The following is a 25,487-nucleotide window of genomic DNA, read 5'->3' on the forward strand; positions in this document are numbered from 1 at the left end:
AAGCCGGCTTATCGACTATTGGTTTCATGCGTAGCATCACCGCCATCTGATCGCCCCTGTCGATCCCACCTCGGAGATCCACCATGAAACTGTTGCACATCGATTCCAGCATTCTCGGCGACAACTCGGCTTCCCGTCAGCTCAGCGCTGGCGTCGTCAAGGCCTGGCAAGCGGCCCAGCCAGGTGTGGAAGTGACCTACCGTGACCTCGCCAGCGAAGGCATCAACCACTTCTCCGGCGCGACCCTGGGAGCCTTGGGCACCGCTGCCGAATTGCGTGATGCGGCGCAAAAGCATGAGGCCGAACTGAGCGCATCGTCGCTGGCTGAGTTCCTCGCCGCCGATGCGGTTGTGATCGGTGCGCCGATGTACAACTTCACCATCGCGACCCAGTTGAAAGCCTGGATCGACCGCATCGCCGTCGCCGGTCAGACCTTCCGTTACACCGAAGCCGGTCCGGAAGGCCTGTGCGGCAACAAGAAAGTCATTATCGTGTCCACGGCCGGTGGCATGCACGCCGGGCAAGCGTCTGGCGCAGCCCATGAAGGCTACCTGAAACTGCTGTTTGGCTTCCTCGGTATTACCGATATTGAAATCGTGCGTGCCGAAGGCCTGGCCTACGGTGATGAAGTGCGTGCAAAAGCCTTGAGCGATGCCAACGTAGTCATCAACGAACAATTGTTCGCTGCCGCGTAAGACTTGTGTAAATTTCGCCTCTGCGCGGTTTCAATCTGAAGCCGTGCGCCTAAACTCTGTATTCTGATCGCCTTAAATCGATCGGAGTACGGAGTTTTTTCGTTTACCCGCTGTCATTACTTTGGCCCAGGTTATGCACGCATGGGTTTATCACCCGATGCGAGTGCCTTGAACCATGGACTTTTCAAATAGACATGCCGCGGGTGTTGAACGTGGTTACACAGCAAAGGTGGACATCCTCATGATGCGTCTTTGTGCCGTTATGGTTCTTTCCCTCCTCGGCGGCCTGATTTCAGTGCACGCCGCGCCTGCGCCGCACCCCCATTGGAGTGTGGGCTTCCATCGCATGACGTTTCTCGACCCGCTGGATCTGCAGCCGATGAAGGCGGTGGCGTTTTACCCGTCCACCGACGATGAACACAGCACACAACTGGGTCCCTATCACGTCGCGGCTACCGAAGATTCCAAGATCGCCATTGGCCGCTTCCCGATGCTGATGCTGTCCCATGGCAACACCGGTACGCCATTGGCCCTGCATGACCTGGCCACCTCCCTGGCGCGCAAAGGCTTTGTGGTGGTCGCGGTGCTGCACCCTGGCGATAACTACAAGGATCACAGCCGCCTGGGCACGGTGAGTAATCTCTACGGCCGGCCGATCCAGATTTCCGAAGCGATCACCGCCACCCTGGCCGACCCGATGCTGTCGCCATTCGTCAACGTCGACCAGGTGGGGGTTATCGGTTATTCGGCCGGTGGCGAGACCGCGTTGATCCTGGCGGGGGCCAAGCCGGACTTCGATCGCCTGCGCCGCTATTGCCAGGAACGTCCCGAAGATCGTGATGCCTGCACCACCAAAGGCGAGCTGGTGGTGGACCGTGACGACCTGCAACCGCAATCCGACCCGCGTATCCACGCACTGATGTTGATGGCGCCGTTAAGCCTGATGTTCGGCCGCCATACCCTGGCGGATGTGCATGTGCCGGTGCTGCTCTACAGCGGCGACGGCGACAAGCTGGTGGCGGTAGACAAGAACGCCGCCGCCCTGGCGCGCAAGCTGCCGGAGCCGCCGGACTTCAAGTTGCTGGCGGGGGCAGGGCACTTCGTGTTCATGGCCCCGTGTGACAGCGATCAACTGGCCGCCATGCCGGCGATCTGCACCGATGCCGATGGCGTCGACCGTGAAGGCATCCACCGCGACCTGATCTCCGAAGCCGGGCGTTTTTTCACCCACACCCTCGGCCAGACCACCCGCGCCGGCATGCAGACCGCCGATCAGTAAGCGCGGCGCTTGAGCAGCAAGGTCACGCCCAGTGCCGTGACCGATAACAGTGCCGCGCAGAAGAAGATCCAGCCATAACCCAGGTTCAGCGCCACGGCGCCCATCAACGGCCCGGCAATCGCCAGGGCCAGGTCGAAAAACACCGCATACGCACTCAGGCCCGCCCCGCGGCTGCTGTTGGGCACCTGCTTGATGGCTTCTACGCCCAGCGCCGGGTACACCAGCGACAAACCAAAACCGGTCAGCCCCGCACCGATCAGAGCCACCCCGGTAGAGGGTGCCAACCACAGCAGCGTCAGGCCCAAGGTCTCGATGATCATGCAGGCAATCGCCGCCGTGAAGCCGCCAAAACGGCTGATTGCCGAGATAAACACCAGTCGCGCCAGGATAAAGCACACGCCAAACACCGTGAGGCAATAAGCCGCGCCGACCCAGCCGCGACTCAGGTAATACAGGGTAATAAAGGTGGTCAGGGTGCCGTAGCCAATGGAGGCCAGGCACAGGCTGGCACCGAAGGGCGCGATACGCCCGAACACCGCCCAGAACGGCAGCCGCTCGCCGCGCACCACCGGCACCGAGGGTTTATTGCGGATCAGCACCAGGCCCAGCGCCGCCAATACCGATAGCGCGATACCCAGGCTGGTGTAGCCATATTCGGCGACCATCACCACCCCCAGCGGCGCGCCAATGGCGATGGCACCGTAGGAGGCGATGCCATTCCACGAAATCGAGCGTGCCGTATGTTCGGCACCGACCTGGCCCATGCACCAACTGATGGTGCCCACGCCGATCAGGCCCTGGGCCACACCCAGCAACAGCCGGCCGACGATCAGAATCCCCAGGCTCAGGCTGGGCATGCTCTCCAACAGGGTGGCGAAGAACGTCAACACACCGCTGATCAGGATGCCCGCCAGCCCCAGCACAATTGCGCGCTTGGTGCCGACGTTGTCGGACATGCGCCCGGCCATGGGACGGCTGAGCAGGGTCGCCAGGTACTGCGAACCGATGGTGATCCCGGCCACCACCGCGCTGAAGCCCAGTTGCTCATGTACATAGCCTGGGATTACCGCAATCGGCAGGCCGATGCAGATAAAGGCAATGAAGGTGTAGAAGACGATGGAGACGATCTGCAGGGTGATCGACAAGGAGGAGGGGGCGGCGTCGGACATGAGCACTCGTTCGCGGGCGGGCGGTGAATGCATCATGGCAAGGGCTTGGGGGAAAAGGAAGCAGCCTAACTACTTTGACCGAGAAACCGGCTTTTGTGGCGAGCGGGCTTGCGCCGCGTTGGGCTGCGTAGCGGCCCCAATAAAAAACACCGCATTCTGCCAGGCAAAACGCGGTGTTCGTTTTCAGGGCTGCTGCGCAGCCCAACGCGGGGCAAGCCCGCTCGCCACAACAAGCCCGCTCGCCACAACAAACATGCTTGCCACAACAAGCATGCTCCAGGGTTTCAGGTCGCTGCTGTTAGAACACCACGCCTTGGCTGCGCAGGTAATCGTCATAGGTGCCGCTGAAGTCGATCACGCCGTTGGCGCTCAACTCGATGATGCGCGTCGCCAGGGACGATACGAACTCACGGTCATGGCTGACGAAGATCAGCGTGCCCGGGTAGTTCTCCAGCGCCAGGTTCAGCGCCTCGATGGATTCCATGTCCAAGTGGTTGGTCGGTTCGTCCATGATCAGCACGTTCGGCTTTTGCAGGATCAGCTTGCCGAACAGCATGCGGCCTTGCTCACCACCGGAGATCACCTTGACCGACTTGAGGATCTCGTCGTTGGAGAACAGCATGCGGCCCAGGGTGCCACGGATCACTTGCTCGCCTTGGGTCCACTGGCCCATCCAGTCGAACAGGCTCATGTCGGTTTCGAAGTCGCTGGCGTGGTCCTGGGCGTAGTAGCCCAGTTCTGCGGCGTCGGTCCACTTGATGCTGCCGGCATCCGGGGTCAGTTCGTTGACCAGGGTACGCAGCAGGGTGGTCTTGCCGATACCGTTCGGGCCGATGATCGCCACGCGCTCGCCGGCTTCAACCTGGAAGCTGAAGTCCTTGAACAGCGGCTTGCCGTCGAAACCTTTCGCCATGCGCTCGACGATGACCGCCTGGCGGTGCAGCTTTTTGGTTTGTTCGAAACGGATGAACGGGCTCACACGGCTCGAAGGCTTGACCTCGGCGAGCTGGATCTTGTCGATCGCCTTGGCACGGGACGTTGCCTGCTTGGCTTTCGAGGCGTTGGCCGAAAAGCGGCTGACGAAGGATTGCAGCTCGGAGATCTGCGCTTTCTTCTTGGCGTTGTCCGACAGCAGCTGCTCGCGGGACTGGGTCGCCACGGTCATGTACTCGTCGTAGTTGCCCGGGAACAGGCGCAGCTCGCCGTAGTCCAGGTCAGCCATGTGGGTGCACACGCTGTTCAGGAAGTGACGGTCGTGAGAGATGATGATCATCAGGCTGGAGCGCTGGGTCAGGATGTTTTCCAGCCAGCGGATGGTGTTGATGTCCAGGTGGTTGGTCGGTTCGTCGAGCAACAGCACTTCAGGATCGGAGAACAGCGCCTGGGCCAGCAGTACACGCAATTTCCAACCCGGAGACACTTCGCTCATCGGGCCGAAATGCTGCTCCAAGGGAATACCCAGGCCCAGCAGCAGTTCACCGGCGCGGGATTCGGCGGTGTAGCCGTCCATTTCGGCGAACTCGGTTTCCAGCTCGGCCACGGCCATGCCGTCGTCTTCGCTCATTTCCGGCAGCGAGTAGATACGGTCGCGCTCAGCCTTGACCTTCCACAGCTCCTCGTGACCCATGATCACGGTGTCGAGCACGGTGAATTCTTCGTAAGCGAACTGGTCCTGGCGCAGCTTACCCAGGCGCACATTCGGCTCCAGCATGACCTGGCCACCGGACGGATCGAGGTCGCCGCCGAGGATTTTCATGAAGGTCGACTTGCCGCAACCGTTGGCACCGATCAGACCATACCGGTTGCCGGCGCCGAACTTGACCGAGACGTTCTCAAAGAGCGGCTTGGCGCCGAACTGCATGGTGATGTTAGCTGTGGAGATCAATTACTTTACCTATCAATGGGTTGCGAGCGTGGCGGCAGGAGCCTTCAGGCATGCATCAACAGCGACATCAAGGCGCGAAACCCGGTCGCTGAGCAAAAAATGGGGGATGTGTGTTGGAATTTGGCGCGCATTGTCGCATATGTCAGGCGACAGTTGTATGGCGGCCGACGACGGATGTTGAGCGCCTTCAATCTCATGTGGCGCTTGGCCACCCCAAGGTGGCGGGTTGTTCAGAACGGATAGCGGAACGTATGATCGCCACGCGTCCCCAATGTGGACGCCAAGACTCACCCCCTATGAAGGATATGAGCATGGAAAAGCACTTCGGTAATTCAGGCCTGTTCAAGGCTGCTTCGTATCACTGCAACGAACTCCTGGGCTGCGGCATCGCTGGCTGGGAGCTGAAAAATATTGCGCTGAATACGAAGGAGTTTTTGATATGTCCAAAGAACTACTCGGAGTTTCTGCTCTAGGGTTGATGGTGCTCGGCGAGTTTTGTGCAATCTACAGTGAGGTGGTCACCGCCAAGCTTGCCCAGACAGGAAATGGTTCATGGGAAGGGTTCGTCCTTCCTGTTGTGCTGATGTGTTTTGCAGGGCTTTGTCTGTTGGGTGCGTATTGGCTGGGGTACGTTGCTGTCGGTGACATCTGGATCGTCACCGTGGTCTCCGTCACCTCTTTGTTGCTGCTTGAGCCCTTGGTGGTCTGGTCGCTGTTTCATGAAGCACCAGGACGAGGCGCCCTTATCGGGTTCGTCTTGGGAGCCTTGGGAATGCTGTCCACTGTACTGCTCTAACTTGCGCTTCTGGCCCAGCAATCAAACGCTGGGTCAGCTCACCGAAAGTGGGTGAGACTTTTTTTGGGCCGAAATTTGGCGCCCGCTCGGATTTCGTCTGCACAGTTCCTGGTGTCGCTCATATCAGGCAGCAGAGGCGTGGGGCGCGAAGACGGGTTTCGCCAGGGTCTCTGGCATTGCCAGCCATAACAGTGCCAACGCAACGCCAGCCACACCGGCCAGGGTGAGGAATGCCGCGTTGTAGCCCGCCTGTTGCACCACGAAACCGGCCAGGCTGCTGCTCAATGCTGCGCCCAGGCCAAACACGGTGGAGATCGCCCCCAGGCTGACATTGAAGCGCCCGGTGCCCTGGGTCAGGTCCTTGACGATCACCGGGAACAACGCACCGAAGATCCCCGCGCCGATACCGTCGAGCATTTGCACGGCCACCAGCCAATAGGGATCGCTGGATAAGGTATAGAGCACGCCACGCAGGGGTAAAATCATGAAGCCGGCCAGCAGCAGCGGTTTGCGTCCCCACACATCGGCCTTGCTGCCCACCAGCCAGGCCATCGGCACCATCACCAATTGCGCTGCGACAATGCAGGCCGAGGTCAGCGGCGTGGCCATCTGCAGGTTGATCTGCGAGAGCTTCTGGCTGACCAGCGGCAGCATGGCGGCATTGGCCAAATGGAACAGGGCGCAGCAGATTGCGAACAGCAACAGCGGGCGGTTGGCCAGTAGGACTTTCAGCCCGGACGGCTGCTCGTGATCGACTGTATGGGCGGGGTCGAAGCCTCGGGCGACCTCATGGTCGATAGCCTTGGCCGAGACGCAACTGACCGCGACGACACTGGCCACCGCCATAAAAGCCATCAGGTAGAACACCACCACCGGCCCAAACAGATACGCCAGGCCACCGGCCAGCAACGCAGCCACCGCGTTGCCGGCATGGTTGAAGGTCTCATTGCGCCCGGTGCGGCGAGTAAAGGCGCGTGGCCCAGTGATGCCCAGGGAAATCGCGGAGATCGCTGGCGCGAACACCGAAGCGGCGACGGCACTGGCCGCCTGGGTCAAGGCGACGAGGCTGAAGGAACTGACAAAAGGCAGCAGCAGGCAACTGCCGGTCACCAATAGGGCGGCAATCGCAACCACCGCGCGTTTGCTGCGCGTACGGTCGATCAATGCACCCGCCGGGCCCTGGGTGATCAGTGCGGCAATACCCGCCAGCGTCATGACCACGCCGATACTGGCCGGGTCCCACTTGTGCACCGCCAGCAGGTAGATGGCCAGGTAAGGGCCAAGGCCGTCGCGTACATCCGCCAGGAAAAAATTCAGGCCATCCAGGGACAGGGTATTACGCAGGTCGGCGGTGTTGGCCATGGCACAGTCTTCAGGGAGTGGGCGTTCAACGGCTGAACGCACGATGAGCTAATGACCTGTACGGTTGGCGTTAAGTTTCGCGCGCTCCCCGGGGTTTTAATCCGCGTGCACTTGGCTTACTTTCTGAGTCTCGCTGTAACAATTATCTGGAGACGCAATGGACATGCCCTCAGCTCAACAGGCGATTGCCTGCAACAAGGACGCCTGGGACCAATCCGCCGACCTGCACAAAACCACCGAGACCTGGAGCGCACTGCTCAGCGGCGTCCGCGACCCTGGTTTTTCGTGCCTGGACCCCACCATCACCGGCTTGTTGCAGGACGTCGGTGTCGACGGTAAGGATGTGGTGCAACTGTGCTGCAACAACGGTCGCGAAAGCTTGTCGCTGTTCGCCCTGGGCGCCCGTTCGGTGGTCGGGGTGGACCAATCCTCGGCGTTTCTCCTGCAGGCGCGCGAGCTTGCCGCTATGTCGCCCCATGACCCGGAATTTATCGAAAGTGACATCCATGCGTTGCCGCCACGCTTGCACGGGCGCTTCGATCTGGCCTTGGTGACCATCGGTGTACTCGGTTGGATGCCGGATGTGGCGCTGTTCATGCGTCATGTCGCCAGCACCTTGAAGCCCGGCGGCACGCTGGTGATGTATGAAACCCATCCGTTCCTGGAGGTGTTCGATCCCAAGGCGCCAAATCCGTTGCTGCCTGCCAGTTCGTATTTCCAGCGCGAGCCTTTTGTACTGCAGGAGTCGATTGTCTACGAAGGCCAGGGCGACGTGGCCGGACCCACCTCCTATTGGTATATGCACACCCTGGGGGATGTGGTGAGCGCGGCGATTGGTGCCGACTTGCAGATCGCCCACTTGCAGGAGTATTCCCACTCCAACCGTGAGGAACTGTACGACCAGTACGAGCACCAGCCTGCCCAGTTGCCCTTGTGCTTTACCCTGACCGCCACCAAGCATCGCCCCTGAACGGGATTTCCCAGGCAAAAAAATGCCCGCGGAGGAGGCGGGCCAAGGGATTCACTGGAGTAGGTAGGCTTCACCCTATAGCGCAGGAAGTGAAGCCTTTGTGAAAAGGCTGTCGCAGTTTCGTACGCCTCAGGCGCGCCGTATGAAACTGCGCATGGTCTGGCCTGCATGCGTCTTGAATGAGAGCGGTCTGGGCATACCCTCATCCGCAGCAATGAACACAAATGTATCCCCTTCGAGGCGATAGCTGGCGGGCAAATGCTTGCCAGCGTCATCCCCTATGCTGTCCACCCAGGTAATGCTTTTGGGTGCGGTCGTGCTGTCGAGGAAAAACCGGCCCTCCAGCAACACCTCGCCACTGACGGTCTTTACCTCGAAGCGGTCGCCGGCGATCGTGGTGATCGCCCCCGGCGCGCTGTGCGCATCCACGGGGTTGAGTACGCCACTGTCTTCCAGCGAGGTTTGCTCCCAGTCACCTTGGAGCGCCTGAAAGTCGGGATCTGAAATAGATGACATGTAATTTCCTTTTTCCATGGAGGTGAACGCTGCGCATTGAGGCGTTCGATGAGTACATTCTGTGGACAGCTTTTCACAATTGTTGATTAACTTTTGGTTACAAACTATGGCTAAATAACTGCCAATGGCCACGAGCCGGGTTGTACTCAGCCGCTGGTGGCAAACGTGTGAATTGTGATTTCAGGTACTGCTATCCATCCTCGGCCGTCGTGGGCACGCAGGAGCAGTCTGTTATCTTCTGACGTGTGACGAAATTCCTTGAAACTGATCATTGTTGTTCTCTATGTGGCCTCTATTGCGTATGTACACCTGCGTGGTCGGGTGCGGCACACACTGGGCCGTCAGCTCAGTGATCATTCGACCTTCCTGGCCCCGATCAACTGTTTGCTGTACCTGTGCTCCAGGCTCCCCGGCAGACCTTACCTGTCGCCCAGTGATTTCCCCGACCTGAGCCCGCTGCAGACGCATTGGAAGGATATTCGCGAAGAGGGCCTGAACCTGATGCGGGCGGGCGAAATCAAGCGTTCCGACCAGTACAACGATGTGGGCTTCAACTCGTTCTTCAAATCTGGCTGGAAGCGCTTTTACCTGAAATGGTACGGCGAAAGCCACCCTTCGGCGATGAAGCTGTGCCCGCGCACCACTGAATTGCTACAGAGCATTGGTTCGATCAAGGCGGCCATGTTCGCCGAGTTGCCACCGGGGTCCAAGCTGGTGCGCCACCGCGACCCCTATGCCGGCTCCTACCGTTATCACCTGGGCCTGGATACGCCGAATGATCCCGGTTGTTATATCAATGTGGACGGCGAGCACTACTACTGGCGTGACGGTGAGCCGGTGATGTTCGATGAGACCTACATCCACTATGCCGAAAACACCACACAGCAGAACCGCATCATCCTGTTCTGCGATATCGAGCGGCCGATGAAGTATCGCTGGGCTGCCGCGTTCAACCGGTGGTTCAGCCGTAATGTCATGGCTGCCGCAGGTTCGCCCAATGACGCCGGTGACAAGACCGGTGCACTCAACCGCGCATTTACCCGGCTTTACAAGATTCGCTTGCGCGGCAAAGCGTTGAAAAAACGCAACCGCACGCGTTACTACCTGGAAAAATGGGCGATCTTCGCCGTATTGGCACTCATCTTTGTGCTGATTTGAGATCGACCTGGGCGCGCGTCACTCCGGTGGCGTGGCGCCCAATTTGTCCCACATCTTCTTGCTGAGTTTTTGCCGATTGGCATAGCCGGCCCACGGATCAACTTTCAGCCCCTGCAAGCGTTGGTGCAGGTTGGCCACCGTCCATTGCTGGGCACCGCGCAAGCCGGTCAATTCCTCGCGGCTGACCGGTACCGATACAGGCAGCCCTGGGCGTGCGCGGACCGAATAGGCCGTCACCGTGCTTGCGCCTCGCGCATTGCGCAGGTAATCGATAAAGATCTTGCCGACGCGGTTTTTCGGCCCGGAGGTCGCGGTAAAACGCTCCGGCAGTTGCTCGGTCATGAATTGGGCGATGGCTTTGGCAAAGGCTTTCACCGTGTCCCAGCCATCCCGACGCGCCAACGGTATGACCAGATGCAGGCCTTTGCCGCCGCTGGTCTTGACGAACGCGTCGAGCCCCAGCTCGTCGAGTACCGACAGCGTGAGCTGCGCGGCCTCCAGCATGGTTTTCCACGGCAGCGCCGGGTCCGGGTCAAGGTCCAGCACAAACAGGTCCGGGGTTTCGATCTTGTCCGAGGTGGCGCCCCAGGTATGCAGTTCGATGGTGCCCATTTGCACGGCGCCAATCAGCGCCTTCGTACTGTCGATTTCCATCAGGCGCGCATGGCCTGGATCCAGTGCCGGGTCCAGTTGCTTGATATTGGGAATCGCCAGGCGCTCAGCGTGCTTCTGGAAGAACTGCTCACCCTCGATGCCTTCCGGCGCCCTGAGCAGGGACACCGGGCGATGGTGCAGGAAGGGCAGGATCCACTCGCTGATACCCTCGTAGAACTGCGCCAATTGCTGTTTTTGCGTGCCGCTTTGCGGGTCGATGATGCGCTCGGGGTGAGTGATGTTCACGCCTGCGCCGGGTTTGCGGGCTTTCACGGCATTGAGGGATTTTGCCGTGCGCGGCTGTTCATGGATGATCTGCGCGGCGGGCTTGTCGGTTCGCAACCCAATGAAGGCCGCCTGGCGCACCACGCCTTCTCGGGTCCACTCGGCAAACTGCACTTCGCCGACCAGGCGCGGCTCTACCCAATGCACACCACGGGCCTGGGTACTGGTGAGGGGCTTTTCCAGGGGCGATGCCTTGCGCTCCAGCGGGGTGAGTTGGGCGTAGATGTTTTTCAATGAGGACTGGTCGAATCCAGTGCCCACCCGTCCGGCGTAGACCAGCCCGGAATCGTCATTGACCGCCAGCAGCAGCGCGCCAAATCCGCTGCGCGAACCCTGGGGCCGGGTGTAGCCGACGATCACGAATTCCTGGCGCAGGCGGCATTTGAGCTTGATCCAATCGGTATTGCGACTGGAGACGTAGGGGCTGCCCTTGCGCTTGCCGATCACGCCTTCCAAGCCCAGGTCGCACGCGCTCTCGAAAATGTCGCGCTGGTTCGCGGCAAACGCTTCGGAGAACCGCAGCAGTTTGCTGCGGCTGCCAGACAAGGCCTCTTTGAGTGCGGCGCGACGCGCCTCCAGCGGCACCTGGCGCTGATCGCTGCCGTCTAGAAACGGCGCGTCAAACAGGTAGTAGACAATGTCCAGGCTGCGGCCGATATCAAAGGCATTTTGCAGCGCCTGAAAGTCCGGCAGGCCGTCGCCATTGAGGCTGACCACCTCGCCATCCAGCCAGCTGTCCTTGAGCTTGAGCGCGCGCAGGGCCTTGGCCTGGCGTGGCAAGCGTTCGGTCCAGTCGTGGCCGTTACGCGTAAACAGGCGAACCTCGCCGTCGTGTATACGTGCGAGCATGCGGTAACCGTCGAACTTGATTTCATACTGCCAATCGCCCTCGGGCGCACGGTCTACCAGGGTTGCCAATTGCGGCGCGAATTGCTCGGGGAGGGCGGTGGGGTGTTTCGCCGGTTTGGCGCGCGGCTTGGCCTTCGGTTTGCCGACCGATGCGTCACTGAGCACGCTATTTGGCTGCGCCTCCACAATGTTGTAGTCGTCCGCCGGGCGGGCCTGTTGGTCGTGTTCCTTGATCAGCAGCCACTGCTCCTTGTCGCCACTGCCCTTGAGACGCGTACGCACAAGCGCCCAGGCGCCGGTCAGTTTCTCGCCGATCAGGGTGAACTTGAGTTTGCCGGCGGCGTAGGCCTTGTGCGGGTCGTCATGGGGTTGCCACACGCCACGGTCCCACACGATGACATCCCCGGCACCGTATTGGCCCGCTGGAATGTTGCCTTCGAAACTGCCATAGCCCAGCGGGTGGTCCTCCACATGCACCGCCAGGCGTTTCTGGCTGGGATCCAGGCTCGGCCCCTTGGGCACTGCCCAACTGAGCAACACGCCGTCTAGCTCCAGGCGAAAGTCATAGTGCAGGTTGCGCGCATCGTGCTTCTGGATCACGAAGCTCAGCGCCGACGCCTTGGATTTACGGGCGGGCGAACTGCCTGCCGGTTCGCTGGTGATGTGGAAATCGCGTTTGCGCTGATATTCGCTCAGGGGCTTTGCCATGGGGCTCTCCGGCATATCGCAGGCTCAAGAGGCGTGTTTGCGCGCTTTTTTCGCGGCCGGTTTTTTGCTCGTCGGCTTGCCCGCCAGGCTGCGCTTGAGCAGCTCGGTCAAGTCGATCACATCGGCTGACTTGCGCTCTTCGCTGCCTTCCTGGGATTCGACGTCTTCGATCTTGCCGGCCTTGGCCTTCTTCGCCACCAGCGCCATGATTTTTTCCTGGAAGCTGTCGCGATAGTCCTCAGGCTGCCAGTCGGCGCTCATGTCTTCCACCAGGCGCTTGGCCATGTCCAGCTCGCCCTTGGCCAGGCTGGGTTTGGTCACGTCGCTGGGCAGTTCCAGTTCATCCAGGCTGCGCACCTCGGCGGGCCAGCGCAGCATCACCAGCACCAGCGCCGACTCCAGGGGCATCAGCGCTGCCAGATGCTGCTTGGTGTGCAACACCACATTGGCCAGGGCGACCTTGCGGGTTTTCTTCAAGGTTTCGCGCAGCAGCGCGTAGACCTTGCCACCGCGTTTGTCCGGGGCCAGGAAGTAGGGCGTGTCGATGTTCTGCAGGGGGATCTGGTCGCTGGCGACAAAGGCGATGATCTCGATGGTCTGGGTCGATTTAGGGTGGGCTGAGCGAATTTCCTCTTCGCTGAGCACCACGTAGCGGCCCTTCTCAAATGCCACGCCCTTGACGATATTCTCCTTGGTGACCTCCTTGCCGGTGGTCTTGTTGATGCGCTTGTAACCCACCGGGTCCATGCTGCGCTTGTCGAGCCAGTCGAAATCCACACCCTGGGCGGACGTGGCCGAGACCAGCGAGACGGGGATATGCACCAGGCCGAAACTGATAGCGCCTTTCCATATTGCCCGTGGCATAAGTGCGATTCCTCTAAGCAAGTGGCTGTGTTCGGCTGACTCGACAGGTGCGTGAAAAGTTTCCCTGGACAGATGCGCGGACAGATCGTGTTACACCTGTTCAGAAAGTATTTAGTTACCAAACCCGAACCCCGGGCGTAGCGTGTTATCGAAAGCAGGTACTCCTCGCCCCAGAGAGGCTTTGTCATGATCACCCGTGTGCGTCACCTCGCAGTCCTGGCATTGGGTCTGGCACTTGCAGCCACCGCCCAGGCGCAGAACCTGCCTGGCAACAATAACGCCAACAACGGCCCCATCCACCGGGCCAACCCCAACAGCATGCAGGGCACCCAGCCCAATGCGCCGGCGATTCGCGGTATCCAGACCGCGCCTGCCACCCGCACGCCGACCCTGGAAAACGGTGGCATCGGCAACCGCTATCCCCAGCGCGAGGCCGCGCCCAGCCGCCCGGCTACCGACACCAAAGCCCCCACTTATGATGCCAACGGCAATCGCCGGTAAGGACTTGTCTTATGTTTCTACGCAAAACCCTGTTAGCCGTTCTGTGCGCAACGACCCTGACGACCGTTTACGCCGCCGATGCCCAGCAGTTCCCCAGTGAGCAAGGCAGCATCAGCGTCACCCCGATCGCCAAAGGCCTCGACCACCCGTGGGCTCTGGCGTTTCTGCCGGACCAGCAAGGCTTCCTGGTCACCGAACGCCCGGGCCGCCTGCGTGTGGTCAGCCCGGATGGCAAGCTCTCGGCGCCGTTGAGCGGCGTTCCCGAGGTCTGGGCCAAGGGGCAGGGTGGTTTGCTGGATGTGGTGCTGTCGCCTGACTTCAAGCAGGACCGCATGGTCTACCTGTCATACGCCGAAGGTGGCGGCAAAGGTGGCACGGCCGGTACGGCGGTCGGTCGTGGACGCTTGGCGGCGGACCTCAGCGGCCTGATCGACTTCAAGGTGATCCTGCGCCAGGAGCCGAAACTGTCCACCGGCAATCACTTCGGCTCGCGCCTGGCCTTCGACCGCGATGGCTACCTGTTCGTGACCTTGGGCGAAAACAACGACCGGCCGACGGCCCAGGACCTGGACAAACTGCAAGGCAAGGTCGTGCGCATTTACCCGGATGGCCGTGTGCCCGATGACAACCCCTTCGTCGGCCAGCAGGGCGTGCGCCCCGAGATCTGGTCCTACGGCCAGCGCAACCCGCAGGGCCTGGCGCTGAACCCGTGGAGCGGCACGATCTGGGAAAACGAGCACGGGCCGCGTGGGGGGGATGAGATCAATATCATCGAGCGTGGCAAAAACTACGGTTGGCCACTGGCGACCCACGGCATCAACTATTCCCTCACGCCAATTCCGGAGGCCAAGGGCAAGACGGCGGAGGGCACCGTGGCGCCGCATCATGTGTGGGAACAGTCACCGGGCATCAGTGGCATGGCGTTTTATGACGGCGACCGTATCAAGGCATGGCAGCACAACGTGTTCATCGGCGCGCTGGCCAGCCAGGAACTGATCCGTTTGCAGTTCGAGGGTGACAAGGTGGTCCATGAAGAGCGTTTGCTGGGTGGGCTGAAGGCGCGGATTCGCGATGTGCGGCAGGGGCCGGATGGCTTTTTGTATGTGCTGACGGATGAGGATGATGGCGTGTTGTATCGGGTCGGGCTTAATCAGGATTAAGCGATAAGCCGCAAGCCTGAAGCTTCAAGCTTGCGGCTTCAAGCTACAGTCCCAGCTCCGACAGTTCCGGATGCTCATCCGGGCGTCGACCCAGCGGCCAGTGGAACTTGCGCTCGCTTTCCTTGATGGGCAGGTCGTTGATGCAGGCAAAACGATTGGCCATCAGGCCGTTCTCGTCGAACTCCCAGTTTTCATTGCCGTAAGAACGGAACCAGTTGCCGGAGTCATCGTGCCATTCATAGGCATAACGCACGGCGATGCGGTTGTCGGTGAAGGCCCACAACTCCTTGATCAGTCGGTAATCCAGTTCCTTGGCCCATTTGCGGGTGAGAAAACCCTTGGCCTCTTCGCGGTTATGGACGAATTCGGCGCGGTTGCGCCACTGCGTGTCCAGGGTGTAGGCCAGGGATACCCGTTGTGGGTCGCGCGAATTCCAGCCGTCTTCGGCCAGGCGCACCTTTTCAATCGCTGATTCACGGGTAAACGGCGGCAACGGGGGACGTGTTTCTGCGGTAGATGACATGGTCTGGCTCCTGTTAAGACGAAGTTGCGTGAAGCCCCAATAACGTTTGCGCCATGCGTTGCGCGTTATCGGCGGCCGTGGAATCGCCCATGACCAGGGCAACGGTAATGGCGCCATCGATCAGGATCAGCAGTTGCGCGGCCTGCCGTTCGGGGTCGGGGGTGCCGTGGGCTTGGCACAGTTCGAGCAGATACTCGAAGAGTTTCTGTTTATGCGCCTTGGCCAGCAGGCGTACCGGGTTGTGCGGGTCGCCGGTTTCACCGCTGGTGTTGATAAACGCGCAGCCGCGAAAATCCGCCGAACCGAACCAGGCCTTGAGCGCATCGAACAGGGCGAGCAAGCGTTCGCCGCTGCCATTCACATGTTCAACTTCGCTGCGCAGCCAATGCATCCAGCGCTCGTCGCGGCGTTGCAGGGCTGCGATGACTAACTCGTCTTTATTGGCGAAGTAACGGTAAATGCTTTTTCGCGAGACACCGGCGGTTTTCACCAGGAAGTCCATGCCCGTGGCGGCGATGCCATGGCGATAGATCAACTTCTCGGTGACGTCGAGGATAATGTCGCGGGTGTCGCTGCAGGTTTTGTCGTTCATGCTCATGAAAGTAGAACGATCGTTCTTCTTGGTCAACAAAATTTTCTGCTTGGCGACAGCAAGACCTGAGCACCCCCATGGTGTAAGCTCGGGGCCTCTTCGGATTCGACCCATTGCGAGCCCTATGCCGTCGTTCTTCAAACGCTCCCTGTTGCCCAAACTGCGCGGTTTCCCCCTCACTCCTGACGCCATTGAGGTGCTGTCCGGTGCTGATGCGTATCGTCGCTGCCTGCTGGAAAAAATCCCCCAGGCCACCCGGCGCATCTACATCGTTGCGCTGTACCTGCAGCAGGACGAAGCGGGGCAGGAGATCTATGACGCCCTGCACGCCGCCAAGGCCGCGCGGCCGGAGCTGGACATCGTGGTGGTGGTCGACTGGCTGCGGGCCCAGCGCGGCTTGATCGGTGCCGGCAAGCAGCCGGGCAACAGCGCCTGGTACCAGGCCATGACGCAAAGCCATGCCAGTGAAGTGCCGGTGTACGGCGTGCCGGTGCAAACCCGTGAGCTGTTCGGCGTGCTGCACCTGAAGGGCTTTGTGATTGACGACAGCGTGTTGTACAGCGGTGCCAGCCTGAACAACGTGTACCTGCACAAGTTCGATAAATACCGCTTCGACCGTTACCACCTGATCCACAGCCAGCCCCTGGCCGATTCGATGCAGCACCTGGTCGAACACGGCCTGGTGGCCTCCAAGGCGGTGCACCGCCTCGACCTGCCGAACCCACCCACCACCCGCAGCCTGCGCAACGATATCGGCGACCTGCGCAGCCGCCTGAAGCACGCGGCCTACGACACCACGGCAGGGCAGTTGCCCAATGGCCACCTGTCGGTCAGCCCGTTGCTCGGGGTGGGCAAGAACAACCCGTTGAGCCGGGTGATCCTGGAACTCATCGCCAGTGCCCAGCAGCAACTGACCATCTGCACGCCGTATTTCAACCTGCCGTTGCCGGTGACCCGGGAAATCAACCGCGCCCTGGCGCGCGGGGTCAAGATCGACATCATCGTCGGCGACAAAACCGCCAACGACTTCTATATCCCGCCCAGCGAGCCGTTCAAGGTCATCGCCGCACTGCCTTACCTATACGAAATCAGCCTGCGCCGCTTTGCCAAGCGTCATCAGTCGATGATCGACAGCGGCCAGTTGAACCTGCACCTGTGGCGCGACGGCGACAACACCTACCACCTCAAGGGCATGTGGATCGACCAGCGCTACACCTTGCTCACCGGCAATAACCTCAACCCTCGGGCGTTCCGCCTCGACCTGGAAAACGCCTTGCTCGTCGATGATCCACAAGGCCAGTGGCTGGCGCCACGACGTACGGAGCTTGCGCAGATTTTCCAGCACACCACGCGGATCGAGCGTTACCAGGATCTGCAAACCCTGGTGGATTACCCCGAAGCGGTGGGCAAGTTTCTCCGCCGGGTCAGCCGGGTGCGGATCGAGCGATTGTTGTATCGAATCCTTTAAGCCGCCGGATGAAATCATCGGCAACGCAACGGTAAAGGGCGTCGGATAAGGCTTACATCAGCCTCGGATAAGCGGCCGTACATTGCCTCTCACAGTCCACGGATGGGCGGACCCATTTTTTTATGGACCCTTCCGAGAGGGCAATGATTATGTTGATGCAACCGTCGAGCAACCGCCCCCCTATTCCTGCAGTTGTCCTGCCCCCCACCGCACTGCCGGCTGCCCCTGAGCCCGCATGGACCCAACCAGCCTCCCAGCGTACGCGGCGTGCCATTGACGATGCGCCTGTCGCAGCGGGCGATCCATGGACACGACTGCCCCCCCAGGATCCTGGCCGCACGCCCGCCGCCGACGCCCAGTTGGCCGAGCGTATCGCTGCCGCACAAGGCATTGGCAGCACCATGGTTGAGGTGCCCCCGGACAGTCGCCCCGGCCCTGCACTGCGCCTGTACCAGCAGTTACTGAACCGGCCAGCGGTGCAACAGTGGATTGCCGACCAGCGCCTTGAACCTGCGACCCTGACCTTTCATCGCGACCATATCGAGGGCTACGCCAGCCACAATGGCGTGCGTGCCGCGGTCAGGTTCAGCCTGACCGACAACTCCGGCTGGAACGAGGTGTCGCGGACCTTAAGGCCGATCCTCGAACCGCTGGACCCTGCTGACCAGGGGTTGCCCTATATCGGTCGGGACGACGGATTGTGGTTGCCGCGCGAAAGTGTCGGCCAGATCAACGTCGATAATCTTGAGCAGGCGTGGCAGGTGATCAGCGAACTGGAGGAGCGCGACGCTCTGGCCGATCGCCTTGAAGCCGAACTTGAAAAACTGCCGGACATTGCGCGTACGGACTGGTCGACCCACACGGCTGACACTTCGCCGGCATCACCGTTACTCCGACATAGCCAGGCGGCGGTGGCGCACTTGCAGCGTTTTGTCGCGCGTCCTGAAATGCTCAGCCTGCTGGAGCGCGAAGGCTTTGCGTGGCCTGACGCGCCGTTTCGGGTGTCTGAAGGCCGGTTTGAGCGCCTGAGCCCGGTGGGTGGTTGGGTGGATCTGACCCGCTACGTGGAAGCAGTGGCTGAACTGGGTGATGAACTCCAGGCGTTGGTGGCGCTCAGCGTGCCGCTGGGCAACGCCTTGTACTCGACGCCACGCCACGACATCCGCCAGCTCCTGGATTTCAAGGGCCTGGACTCGCCGGGCAGCGTGGCGCAAACGCGTAATGTGATTGCCTGGCTGCGCACCACTCTGCCGCCGCCAGCTCCACTGGGGGACTACGGCGCACTGATGACGCAGGACTGGCAGCCCGGCACCCTGACCCAGGAAGATCAACGGCATGTCCGCGCGATGGCCGAGATTCGCCTGGGCGGCGCCCAGCCCCGCGGGTTCAGTGCGTTGTCGGGTGTTACCCAGCAGGCGCTGCGGGCCGATCCGCAGGCCCATCTGGACAGGCTGCTCGACAGCCCCGACGCCTTGGCATTCGGCGAGCAAATGGCTGCTGCGCTGCGCTGGCAGGAGGGGCAAGGCGCTGCTGCAACGCTGCCAAAGACGCTACGCCAACAGTTGGTGATCGCCGCGATCAAGCTGCAGGTTGACCCGGCGATGCCCGGCAAACCCGGCGAAATCGCGGGCTACTCGATCTATCAGCCAGCGAACATGGGCCGCACGTTTGACCAGGTACGCCGGGATATCGAGCGCCACCTCCAGGACAATAAAGGCCTGGACCCCAAGCTGGCGGTGCTGGCTGCGCACCTGTGCCTGGCACAGGCGGCGCCGGAAATGCTGGTGCGCGACGTGCCGGCGTCGGTGCACATCGGCACTCCGGCCTGGATGGAACTGCGCCTGGGTTGCGCTCTGGCCGATCACAACGCGCCGGGTACGTCCCGGATGATGAATGAACAGCAGGTCACCGCCTTGACCACTCTGGTACCTACCAGTGACGGGCAAGCGAAGTTGATGCAACTCAATGCCCTGAAAATCATCGCTGATTGGGGGGTGTTGAACGGCAGCATCGGGCAGCGCACCGACGGTGAGTATTCTCAGCAGGATATCCAGGGGGCCGCTCGGGCATTCTTCAAACAGCGCGAAGACGCCGCGAGCGCCTTCACCAGCGCAAGCGCCGAGCTGCCGACGCGCAAGGCACTTGCCGTCAAGGAACTGCTGCGCGTGTTCCGTGGTACGACGCCGGCCGAGCTCGAAAGCATGACCGTGTACCTGGCCAGCGCCGACGATCGTCGCAACTTGCCGATCACCGAGCCGCGCAGCCGTTCGTTGGTGGAAACCTACATGACCGGCGACCTGACGCCGGGCAAGTGGGTCCTCAGCGAAGACATGCCGGCAGCGCCCCCAGCGGCGAAAACACCCTACAAGCCAGTCCGTGTGCCGCAGGTGAGCGAGGAGGCGCGAGCCAGGCTTGATACGCGTATTCGACGCTTGCCCGAACTGGAGGGATTGCTCAAGACCACGGTGCTCCAGCACCAGAAAAAACTTCAGGAGGCCTACGCCACCAAGCTCAAGCTGATGTTTGCCGAGTTGCCTCTGGAGGATCGCAAGTTGCTGGAGCTGGGCAAGGTCGAGCTCTTCACCTTACGCGCGGAAACCGGGGTGACCCAGGCCAGGGAAACTGACGCACTCAAAAACGCCCGCAGGGCGCGCCAAGGCACCCTGATGCGCGTGGAGCATGGACCCAAGGTGGTGTATTTCGAGGTGTTCGCCAACGGCAAGATCATCAAGCGCACGGATTTGCCCGAAGCGCTTGAACTTGACGGCGTCATTCGCCGCGAGCGCTTTCCATCACCCCACGCTCCGGTATATCTACCGATGGTGCGCGGCTCGCAAATGGACCTTGATTTCGACGCCTATCGCAACGGCTCTCATCCTGATCCCAATGCGGTGTCTCAGACGGTGATCGTCGAGGCGCTGGGCAGTGCGTTTGCTGCGCAGCAATTACCCCCGAGCCATACGCTGCAATCGTTCGTCCCGGACACCTACAGCTCGCGAAAAACGGCGAGTATTGTCAACAGGATCGCCAAGGACAACTTTTACGAGCCCGCCGAGGCCATGTTGCAACGCGCAAGCGAGGCACTGCCGCTGGAGCAGCGCCGTGAAGCACGTGCACGCGATCATGCCTTTATATTGGGGTTCGTGCCGTTCGTGGGGGCGTATCAGGAGTTCAGGCAAGGCAATATCGGCACAGGCCTGGCCACTCTGGCGCTGGATGCCGTCGGCGTGGCCATTGGTGCGGGCGGCCAGGCCCGAGCGCTGATCCGTTCGGCAAAGGCCTTGGTGCCCAGTCGCCTGACCCGGCTTGTCGCAACGCTCAAACCGTCTGCGGCTACGCTGTCACCGCTCAAGCCAGCCGCGAGCTTCAGCGACCGTGCGTTTGATTTCATCAAACAGTCGGGCTTGTTTACCAGCGCAGCGTTGAATCCGTTGGACGGTTATCCGCAGTTGATCAATGCCGCTACCAAAGGGTTGGTAAAACTGCCGGCGCTTATGGCCGGGGGCGCGCTGAAGTGGGGCAAGGTGGCGCCGCATCTGGTGACAGCCGAGGAGAAGTTGCGTGCCTACATGCTGATTGCAGCTGGGCAGGCGAGCGACACAGCGGCGCCCGTGGCGACACCGACAGTGGGCACGGCCGGGCGTTATCAGGAGGTCGACACGCACGCCACACAATACAACGGCCGCTGGTATGCGATTGACCCGCGCAGCGGTGCGCCTTTCGGCACGCCACTGAACGGTTTCCAGCCAGCTCGTTGAGCCGAGACCTGCCGCGCCCGGTGCGGGAGGTGAGATCAGTTCAGGCCGAGCTTGCCGCGCAGGGTCGACAGGTCTTCGGCCAGGGTGTTGACCGGGCCCACCAGCGCCTTGCGGTCGTTTTCCTTGACCTTGTCGTAGGTCTCGAAGCCACCGTCCTTGGTCTTGTACTTGGCCAGGATCTTGTCCACGGCGGCGAAGTTCTTGTCGACCTTGGCCAGGAACGCCTTGTCCTGCTTCTCAATCTGGCCACGGAACAGGTCGACGATTTTCTTCGCGCCGTCGATGTTGCCCTGGAAGTCATACAGGTCGGTGTGGCTGTAGCGGTCTTCTTCACCGGAGATCTTGGTGGCGGCGACTTCTTCGAGCAGCGCCGCCGCCCCGCCGACGACTTTCTCCGGCGGGAAGGTCAGGCCGTCCACACGGGTCTTCAGGTCGTTGACGTCAGTGTTGAGCTTGGCCGTCAGCGTTTCCAGGCCCTTGGTCGAGTTCTGCGAGAACAGGGCGTATTCGATGCGGTGGAACCCGGTGAAGTCTTCGGCGGTTACGCCTTTTTCGTGGTCGTCGACACGCGAGTCAATGGACGCATCCAGGTCGCTGAACAGCTCGGCGATCGGCTCGATGGATTCATAGTGCACACGGGTCGGGGCGTAAAGCTTCTTGGCGGTGGCCAGGTCGCCTTTGTTGATGGCGTCGGTGAACGCCTGGGTCTGGGTGACCAGCTCGCCGATTTCCTCGGTCACGTAGATCTTGTAGTCCGACACCGGGCCTACCAGGTCCAATGGTGCGGTAGCGGCAAACGCTGCCAGCGGCGAAAGGGTCATTAACAACGACAACGCGATAGTCGACTTCTTCATGGGACGTTTTCCGCTCTGGTGTGGTTTAGGTGTTGGCAGTGGTTTGAGGGTGCGTGGCAGCGAGCAGCGTGCGCCCAATGAAATCCTTAGGTCCGGTGACCCCCGGCAAGGTGAAGAAGTACCCGCCGCCGACCGGCTTGAGGTATTCCTCCAGGGGCTCGCCGTTGAGCCGCGTTTGCACGCTGATAAAGCCTTTCTCCAGGTCAGCCTGGTAGCAGATGAACAACAGCCCCATGTCCAACTGACCGTTTTTATTGACGCCGTTGGAGTAGTTGAACGGCCGGCGCAGGATCAGGTTGGCCTGGGTCTGCGGTGTGCGCGGGTTGGCCAGGCGGATATGGGCATCGAGCTTGGTCAGCTTGCCTTGCGGGTCCTTGCTGTAGTCGGGCACTTGGGATTCTTTCTGGCCATCCATGGGCGCGCCGGTGGTCTTGACGCGGCCGATGATGCTTTCTTGCTCTTGCAGGGGCGTGCGGTCCCAGCGTTCGACGAAGTTGCGGATAATCCGCACCGCCTGATAGCTGCCATTGGCGGCCCAGGCCGGTTCGTCGCTGCCAGGTTGGACCCATACAATCTGGTCCATGGCCTGGTTGTCGTTGGAGTTCGGGTTGGCCGAGCCGTCGCGGAAACCGAGGAAGTTGCGCGCGCTCTGCGCCGGCTCTCCGGGTTTACTCGGCGCCTGGGGTGGCACGCTGCCTTCCTGTTTCCAGCGCACCAGCAGCAGGTCGGGCAGGTTTTTCACGATGTCACGCAGGGCGTGGATATTGGTGTCCGGGGTGTTGGAGCTGAACTGCAGGCTCAGGTCGCCATGGCACTGCGCCGGCTCCAGTGCGTCGTTGGGAAAACCGACCATGCGGCTCAGGCGCTTGGGTTTGACGGCGGCCAGGCCGAAACGCTCATCGAACAGCGATTCGCCGACCGATACAGTGATGGTCAAGTTATCCGGCGTGACCACCGGGCCGAGGATCCCCGAGTCGGTGGGCGGCAGTTTCGGGTCGACCTGGGGCACGGTGCCGCCGGTCATCAGGAAGCCGATGCGCTCGTTCAAGGTGCGGAACAGACGCTCCAGGTCTTCGCGGTCGCTGGCCAGGACATCGAACGCCACGAGCATGCCGCAGGCCGGGCGCGGGGTGACAATGCCGCTTTGGTGCTTGCCGAAGAAATCGTGGTGGTCCTGGGTCTTGTCACTGCGCGGTGCGGTGGTGACTTGCTCGGCTGCCGCCGCCATGGCCGGGGAGGTCAGGGTGCTGCCGGCGATGGCGGCACCGGTGGCGGCCATGCCCAAGAGGACACGGCGGCGTTGTGCTGAAAACTGTTCTGAATCACTCATGTGTGCGGTCGTCTTCACTGCAGGCCGGAGAGGCCAAGGGCGGGGTCGATTCCATCGAGTGCGGCGGCCAGAGCCTTGGCCTTGTCGGCGATCTGCTTGCGCTGATCGGCGGTAACGCTGTCGTACGTGGCGTAGCCTTTGTCGAGCTTGAAACCCTGGAGCTCGGCATCGAAGGCGGCGAGGGCGCTGTCGACTGTCGGCAGCAACTCGGCAGCAGACTTGGTCAGCAGCGGACGCATCAGCTCGACCACCTTGTGCGCGGCCTCCAGGTTGGCGGCGAAACCGTTCAGGTCGATGTGGCTGTAGCGCTCTTCTTCACCACTGATGGCGCGGACGTCCGCCAGGCTGTTGAGGTTGCGCACCACGATGCTCACCAGTTGTTCCGGCGGCAGCGACTGCGCCAGCAACTGCTGTTTGAGGGTGGTGACATCCGTTACCAGGCGCTGTGCAATCGGCGCCAGGCCAGCAAGGCTGCGTTGCTGGAACAGGCTGTATTCAAGGCGATGGAAGCCGCTGAAGGCCGGGTCTTGCTCACGCTTTTCAAAGTAGTCGGCACGGGCGTTGATGGCGTTGTCCAACTCGGCCAGGCGTTGGGACGCTGGGGCCAGGCGCTGGTAAGCCTCACGGGCCGGCACGTACAGCGCTTGAGCCTGGGTGAGGTCGCCGGCGTCGATGGCCTGTTGCAGGGCGGTCACCGCCTTGACCAAGGCACTGCCTTGGCTGCTCAGGTACACGCGAAATTCCGACAGCGGGCCGATAAACGCCACCATCGACGGCTTGGCCTTGGCCTGGGCGTCGGATTCAGCGGTCGGCGTCACATGCAGGGTGCCGCGCGGGTTGCTCAACAGGCCGCAGGTGATCGCATAGTCCCCCGGCAACAGGTTGGCGTTGATTACCTGGCTCAGGCCGGGGGCGATGTTTTCGCGCTCTTCGACCACCAGCACGCCGTCGAGGATTTCCCATTCCACCGCGCGATCGGAACGGTTGATGATGCGAAAGCTCGCGCGCCCGGCCGGAACGGTCAATGCGTTGGGCTCGCAGGCGTGGCCATGGATGGTCACGGCGATTTCATTGTGGTTGGTCTGGCGCTTGCTGGCCGCCAGTTGCGAGGCGTAATAGAACAGGCCACCGGCGGCGATCATCACGACCACCGAGCCCGCCACGGCCCAGCGCAGGGCGCGGGGTGGCGAAGCCGGTTGGGGAGTTGGGTTGGACAAAGGACGGTCCTTACTGGCTGGAAACGGAAGAAGATGTGGCGGCCGGCTTGGCCGGTGCCGCAGGCAGGAAGAACATCACCAGCGCCACCACCAGGTAGATCAGGTAGGCGCCCAGGGTGCTGATGGTCGGGGCTTCCTGGTAGCCGAACATGCCGGCCAGCACCGAACCGAGCGGGCTGTCCATCGGCAGCACGGCGCTGAAATCGAACAGCACGGTCTGCAAGTGATTCCACACGCCTGCTTCGTGCAGGGCCTGCACCGAGTTGGCCAGGATGCCGGCGGCCACCACGAGGATGAACAGGCCTGTCCAGCGGAAAAACGCGCCGAGGTTCAGGCGCATGCTGCCGCTGTAGATCAGGAAGCCGACGATGATCGCCAGGATCAGGCCGAGCAGGGCGCCAATCGGTGCGCCTGGCCCTTCGCTCTGCTGGAACACGGCCAGCAGGAAAAACACGGTTTCCAGGCCTTCGCGGGCCACGGCAAAAAACACCATCAGGATCAGCGCGGTCACTTGGTGTTTGGAGCCGGCCAACGCGTGATCAAGGGATTCGTGCAGCGAATGCTTGATGGAGCGCGCGACCTTGCGCATCCAGAACACCATGGAACTGAGAATGCCCACGGCGACCAGACCGACGACGCCTTCAAACAACTCTTGCTGCTTTTGCGGAAATTCAGCACTGACCAGTTCCAGGCCACCGCCCACCAGCAAGGCCAGCGCAGCGGCAAGAAACACGCCGATCCACACGGCGGGCATCCATTGGCCACGGCCGGTCTGTTGCAGGTAGCTGGCGATGATGCCGACGATCAGCGCGGCTTCAATGCCTTCGCGCAGCATGATTAAAAAGGGAACAAGCATCGGGCACCGCAGCTAAGTAGATAGGAAGCTAAGTTGTA

The 25,487-nt window shown here is 61.4% G+C and carries 22 protein-coding genes; 10 read left to right on the plus strand and 12 right to left on the minus strand.

The annotated features are described in order from the left end of the window. Positions 1-83 precede the first annotated feature (83 nt). The gene (locus AD670_RS08325) at positions 84-695 is read left to right on the plus strand and encodes an FMN-dependent NADH-azoreductase (RefSeq protein ID WP_053130394.1); all 612 of its coding nucleotides are present in this window, start codon (positions 84-86) and stop codon (positions 693-695) included. 241 nt (positions 696-936) lie between these two features. Beyond that, positions 937-1,974, plus strand: a complete 1,038-nt coding sequence (locus AD670_RS08330; protein WP_053130398.1) for a dienelactone hydrolase — start codon at positions 937-939, stop codon at positions 1,972-1,974. On the opposite strand, the gene AD670_RS08335 is transcribed toward AD670_RS08330, so the two are convergent. Together AD670_RS08335 and AD670_RS08340 are read right to left on the minus strand one after the other, a co-directional pair. Then, positions 1,968-3,143, minus strand: a complete 1,176-nt coding sequence (locus AD670_RS08335; protein WP_053130402.1) for an MFS transporter — start codon at positions 3,141-3,143, stop codon at positions 1,968-1,970. The two genes, AD670_RS08330 and AD670_RS08335, sit on opposite strands and share 7 nt — an antisense overlap. Before the next feature lie 298 nt (positions 3,144-3,441). Then, positions 3,442-5,028 (minus strand): ABC-F family ATPase, encoded by a 1,587-nt coding sequence (locus AD670_RS08340; RefSeq protein ID WP_082340930.1) that lies wholly within the window; start codon positions 5,026-5,028, stop codon positions 3,442-3,444. 311 nt (positions 5,029-5,339) lie between these two features. Here AD670_RS08340 and AD670_RS31635 point away from each other — a divergent pair, with 311 nt between their 5' ends. Both AD670_RS31635 and AD670_RS08345 read left to right on the plus strand, forming a co-directional pair. Further along, positions 5,340-5,501: a hypothetical protein gene (locus tag AD670_RS31635; RefSeq protein ID WP_168208991.1), complete on the plus strand. Its 162-nt coding sequence runs from the start codon at positions 5,340-5,342 to the stop codon at positions 5,499-5,501. 5 nt (positions 5,502-5,506) lie between these two features. Beyond that, entirely contained in the window at positions 5,507-5,824 is a 318-nt protein-coding gene (locus tag AD670_RS08345; RefSeq protein WP_053130406.1) for a hypothetical protein, read from the plus strand. 123 nt (positions 5,825-5,947) lie between these two features. Here AD670_RS08345 and AD670_RS08350 read toward each other — a convergent pair whose 3' ends face one another. Continuing rightward, entirely contained in the window at positions 5,948-7,186 is a 1,239-nt protein-coding gene (locus AD670_RS08350) for an MFS transporter (protein WP_053130409.1), read from the minus strand. A gap of 157 nt (positions 7,187-7,343) precedes the next feature. Between AD670_RS08350 and AD670_RS08355 the strand changes: the two genes are divergently transcribed. Continuing rightward, positions 7,344-8,156 carry a bifunctional 2-polyprenyl-6-hydroxyphenol methylase/3-demethylubiquinol 3-O-methyltransferase UbiG gene (locus AD670_RS08355; protein ID WP_053130412.1) on the plus strand — a complete coding sequence of 271 codons (813 nt, stop codon included), beginning with the start codon at positions 7,344-7,346 and terminating at the stop codon, positions 8,154-8,156. Between the two features lie 129 nt (positions 8,157-8,285). Here AD670_RS08355 and AD670_RS08360 read toward each other — a convergent pair whose 3' ends face one another. Further along, positions 8,286-8,672, minus strand: a complete 387-nt coding sequence (locus AD670_RS08360; protein ID WP_053130417.1) for a TIGR03067 domain-containing protein — start codon at positions 8,670-8,672, stop codon at positions 8,286-8,288. Between the two features lie 258 nt (positions 8,673-8,930). On the opposite strand from AD670_RS08360, the gene lpxO reads away from it, so the two are divergent. Then, positions 8,931-9,830 carry a lipid A hydroxylase LpxO gene (gene lpxO, locus AD670_RS08365; protein ID WP_053130420.1) on the plus strand — a complete coding sequence of 300 codons (900 nt, stop codon included), beginning with the start codon at positions 8,931-8,933 and terminating at the stop codon, positions 9,828-9,830. Positions 9,831-9,848: 18 nt separating this feature from the next. Here lpxO and ligD read toward each other — a convergent pair whose 3' ends face one another. Next, on the minus strand, positions 9,849-12,326 hold the full coding sequence (ligD, locus tag AD670_RS08370) for a DNA ligase D (RefSeq protein ID WP_053130423.1): 2,478 nt from the start codon (positions 12,324-12,326) through the stop codon (positions 9,849-9,851). 24 nt (positions 12,327-12,350) lie between these two features. Beyond that, the gene (locus AD670_RS08375) at positions 12,351-13,190 is read right to left on the minus strand and encodes a Ku protein (RefSeq protein WP_053130425.1); all 840 of its coding nucleotides are present in this window, start codon (positions 13,188-13,190) and stop codon (positions 12,351-12,353) included. A 186-nt stretch (positions 13,191-13,376) separates the two neighbouring features. Here AD670_RS08375 and AD670_RS08380 point away from each other — a divergent pair, with 186 nt between their 5' ends. Both AD670_RS08380 and AD670_RS08385 read left to right on the plus strand, forming a co-directional pair. After that, positions 13,377-13,691, plus strand: coding sequence for a hypothetical protein (locus AD670_RS08380; protein WP_053130428.1), 315 nt, complete (start codon positions 13,377-13,379; stop codon positions 13,689-13,691). Positions 13,692-13,702: 11 nt separating this feature from the next. Beyond that, entirely contained in the window at positions 13,703-14,851 is a 1,149-nt protein-coding gene (locus tag AD670_RS08385) for a PQQ-dependent sugar dehydrogenase (protein WP_053130432.1), read from the plus strand. A 43-nt stretch (positions 14,852-14,894) separates the two neighbouring features. On the opposite strand, the gene AD670_RS08390 is transcribed toward AD670_RS08385, so the two are convergent. Together AD670_RS08390 and AD670_RS08395 are read right to left on the minus strand one after the other, a co-directional pair. Beyond that, on the minus strand, positions 14,895-15,374 hold the full coding sequence (locus AD670_RS08390; RefSeq protein ID WP_053130434.1) for a nuclear transport factor 2 family protein: 480 nt from the start codon (positions 15,372-15,374) through the stop codon (positions 14,895-14,897). A 13-nt stretch (positions 15,375-15,387) separates the two neighbouring features. Beyond that, a complete protein-coding gene (locus tag AD670_RS08395; RefSeq protein WP_053130436.1) occupies positions 15,388-15,966 on the minus strand; it encodes a TetR/AcrR family transcriptional regulator in 579 nt (192 codons plus the stop codon). A gap of 124 nt (positions 15,967-16,090) precedes the next feature. Between AD670_RS08395 and pssA the strand changes: the two genes are divergently transcribed. Together pssA and AD670_RS08405 are read left to right on the plus strand one after the other, a co-directional pair. Further along, on the plus strand, positions 16,091-17,434 hold the full coding sequence (gene pssA, locus AD670_RS08400; protein ID WP_053130438.1) for a CDP-diacylglycerol--serine O-phosphatidyltransferase: 1,344 nt from the start codon (positions 16,091-16,093) through the stop codon (positions 17,432-17,434). A gap of 143 nt (positions 17,435-17,577) precedes the next feature. After that, entirely contained in the window at positions 17,578-21,192 is a 3,615-nt protein-coding gene (locus AD670_RS08405) for a hypothetical protein (protein WP_156338158.1), read from the plus strand. Positions 21,193-21,227: 35 nt separating this feature from the next. Here AD670_RS08405 and efeO (AD670_RS08410) read toward each other — a convergent pair whose 3' ends face one another. From efeO (AD670_RS08410) to efeU, 4 genes are read right to left on the minus strand one after another with little or no spacing between them, the layout of a single operon-like run. Next, entirely contained in the window at positions 21,228-22,046 is an 819-nt protein-coding gene (gene efeO / locus AD670_RS08410; RefSeq protein WP_053130442.1) for an iron uptake system protein EfeO, read from the minus strand. Positions 22,047-22,071: 25 nt separating this feature from the next. Then, positions 22,072-23,376 carry an iron uptake transporter deferrochelatase/peroxidase subunit gene (gene efeB, locus AD670_RS08415; protein WP_053130482.1) on the minus strand — a complete coding sequence of 435 codons (1,305 nt, stop codon included), beginning with the start codon at positions 23,374-23,376 and terminating at the stop codon, positions 22,072-22,074. Positions 23,377-23,390: 14 nt separating this feature from the next. Further along, complete coding sequence (efeO, locus tag AD670_RS08420) at positions 23,391-24,593, minus strand: iron uptake system protein EfeO (protein WP_053130444.1); 1,203 nt, start codon at positions 24,591-24,593, stop codon at positions 23,391-23,393. Positions 24,594-24,603: 10 nt separating this feature from the next. After that, positions 24,604-25,449 carry an iron uptake transporter permease EfeU gene (gene efeU, locus AD670_RS08425; RefSeq protein WP_053130449.1) on the minus strand — a complete coding sequence of 282 codons (846 nt, stop codon included), beginning with the start codon at positions 25,447-25,449 and terminating at the stop codon, positions 24,604-24,606. Positions 25,450-25,487: the final 38 nt, after the last annotated feature.

The organism is Pseudomonas sp. MIACH (genome assembly GCF_001269925.1).
Classification (GTDB): domain Bacteria; phylum Pseudomonadota; class Gammaproteobacteria; order Pseudomonadales; family Pseudomonadaceae; genus Aquipseudomonas.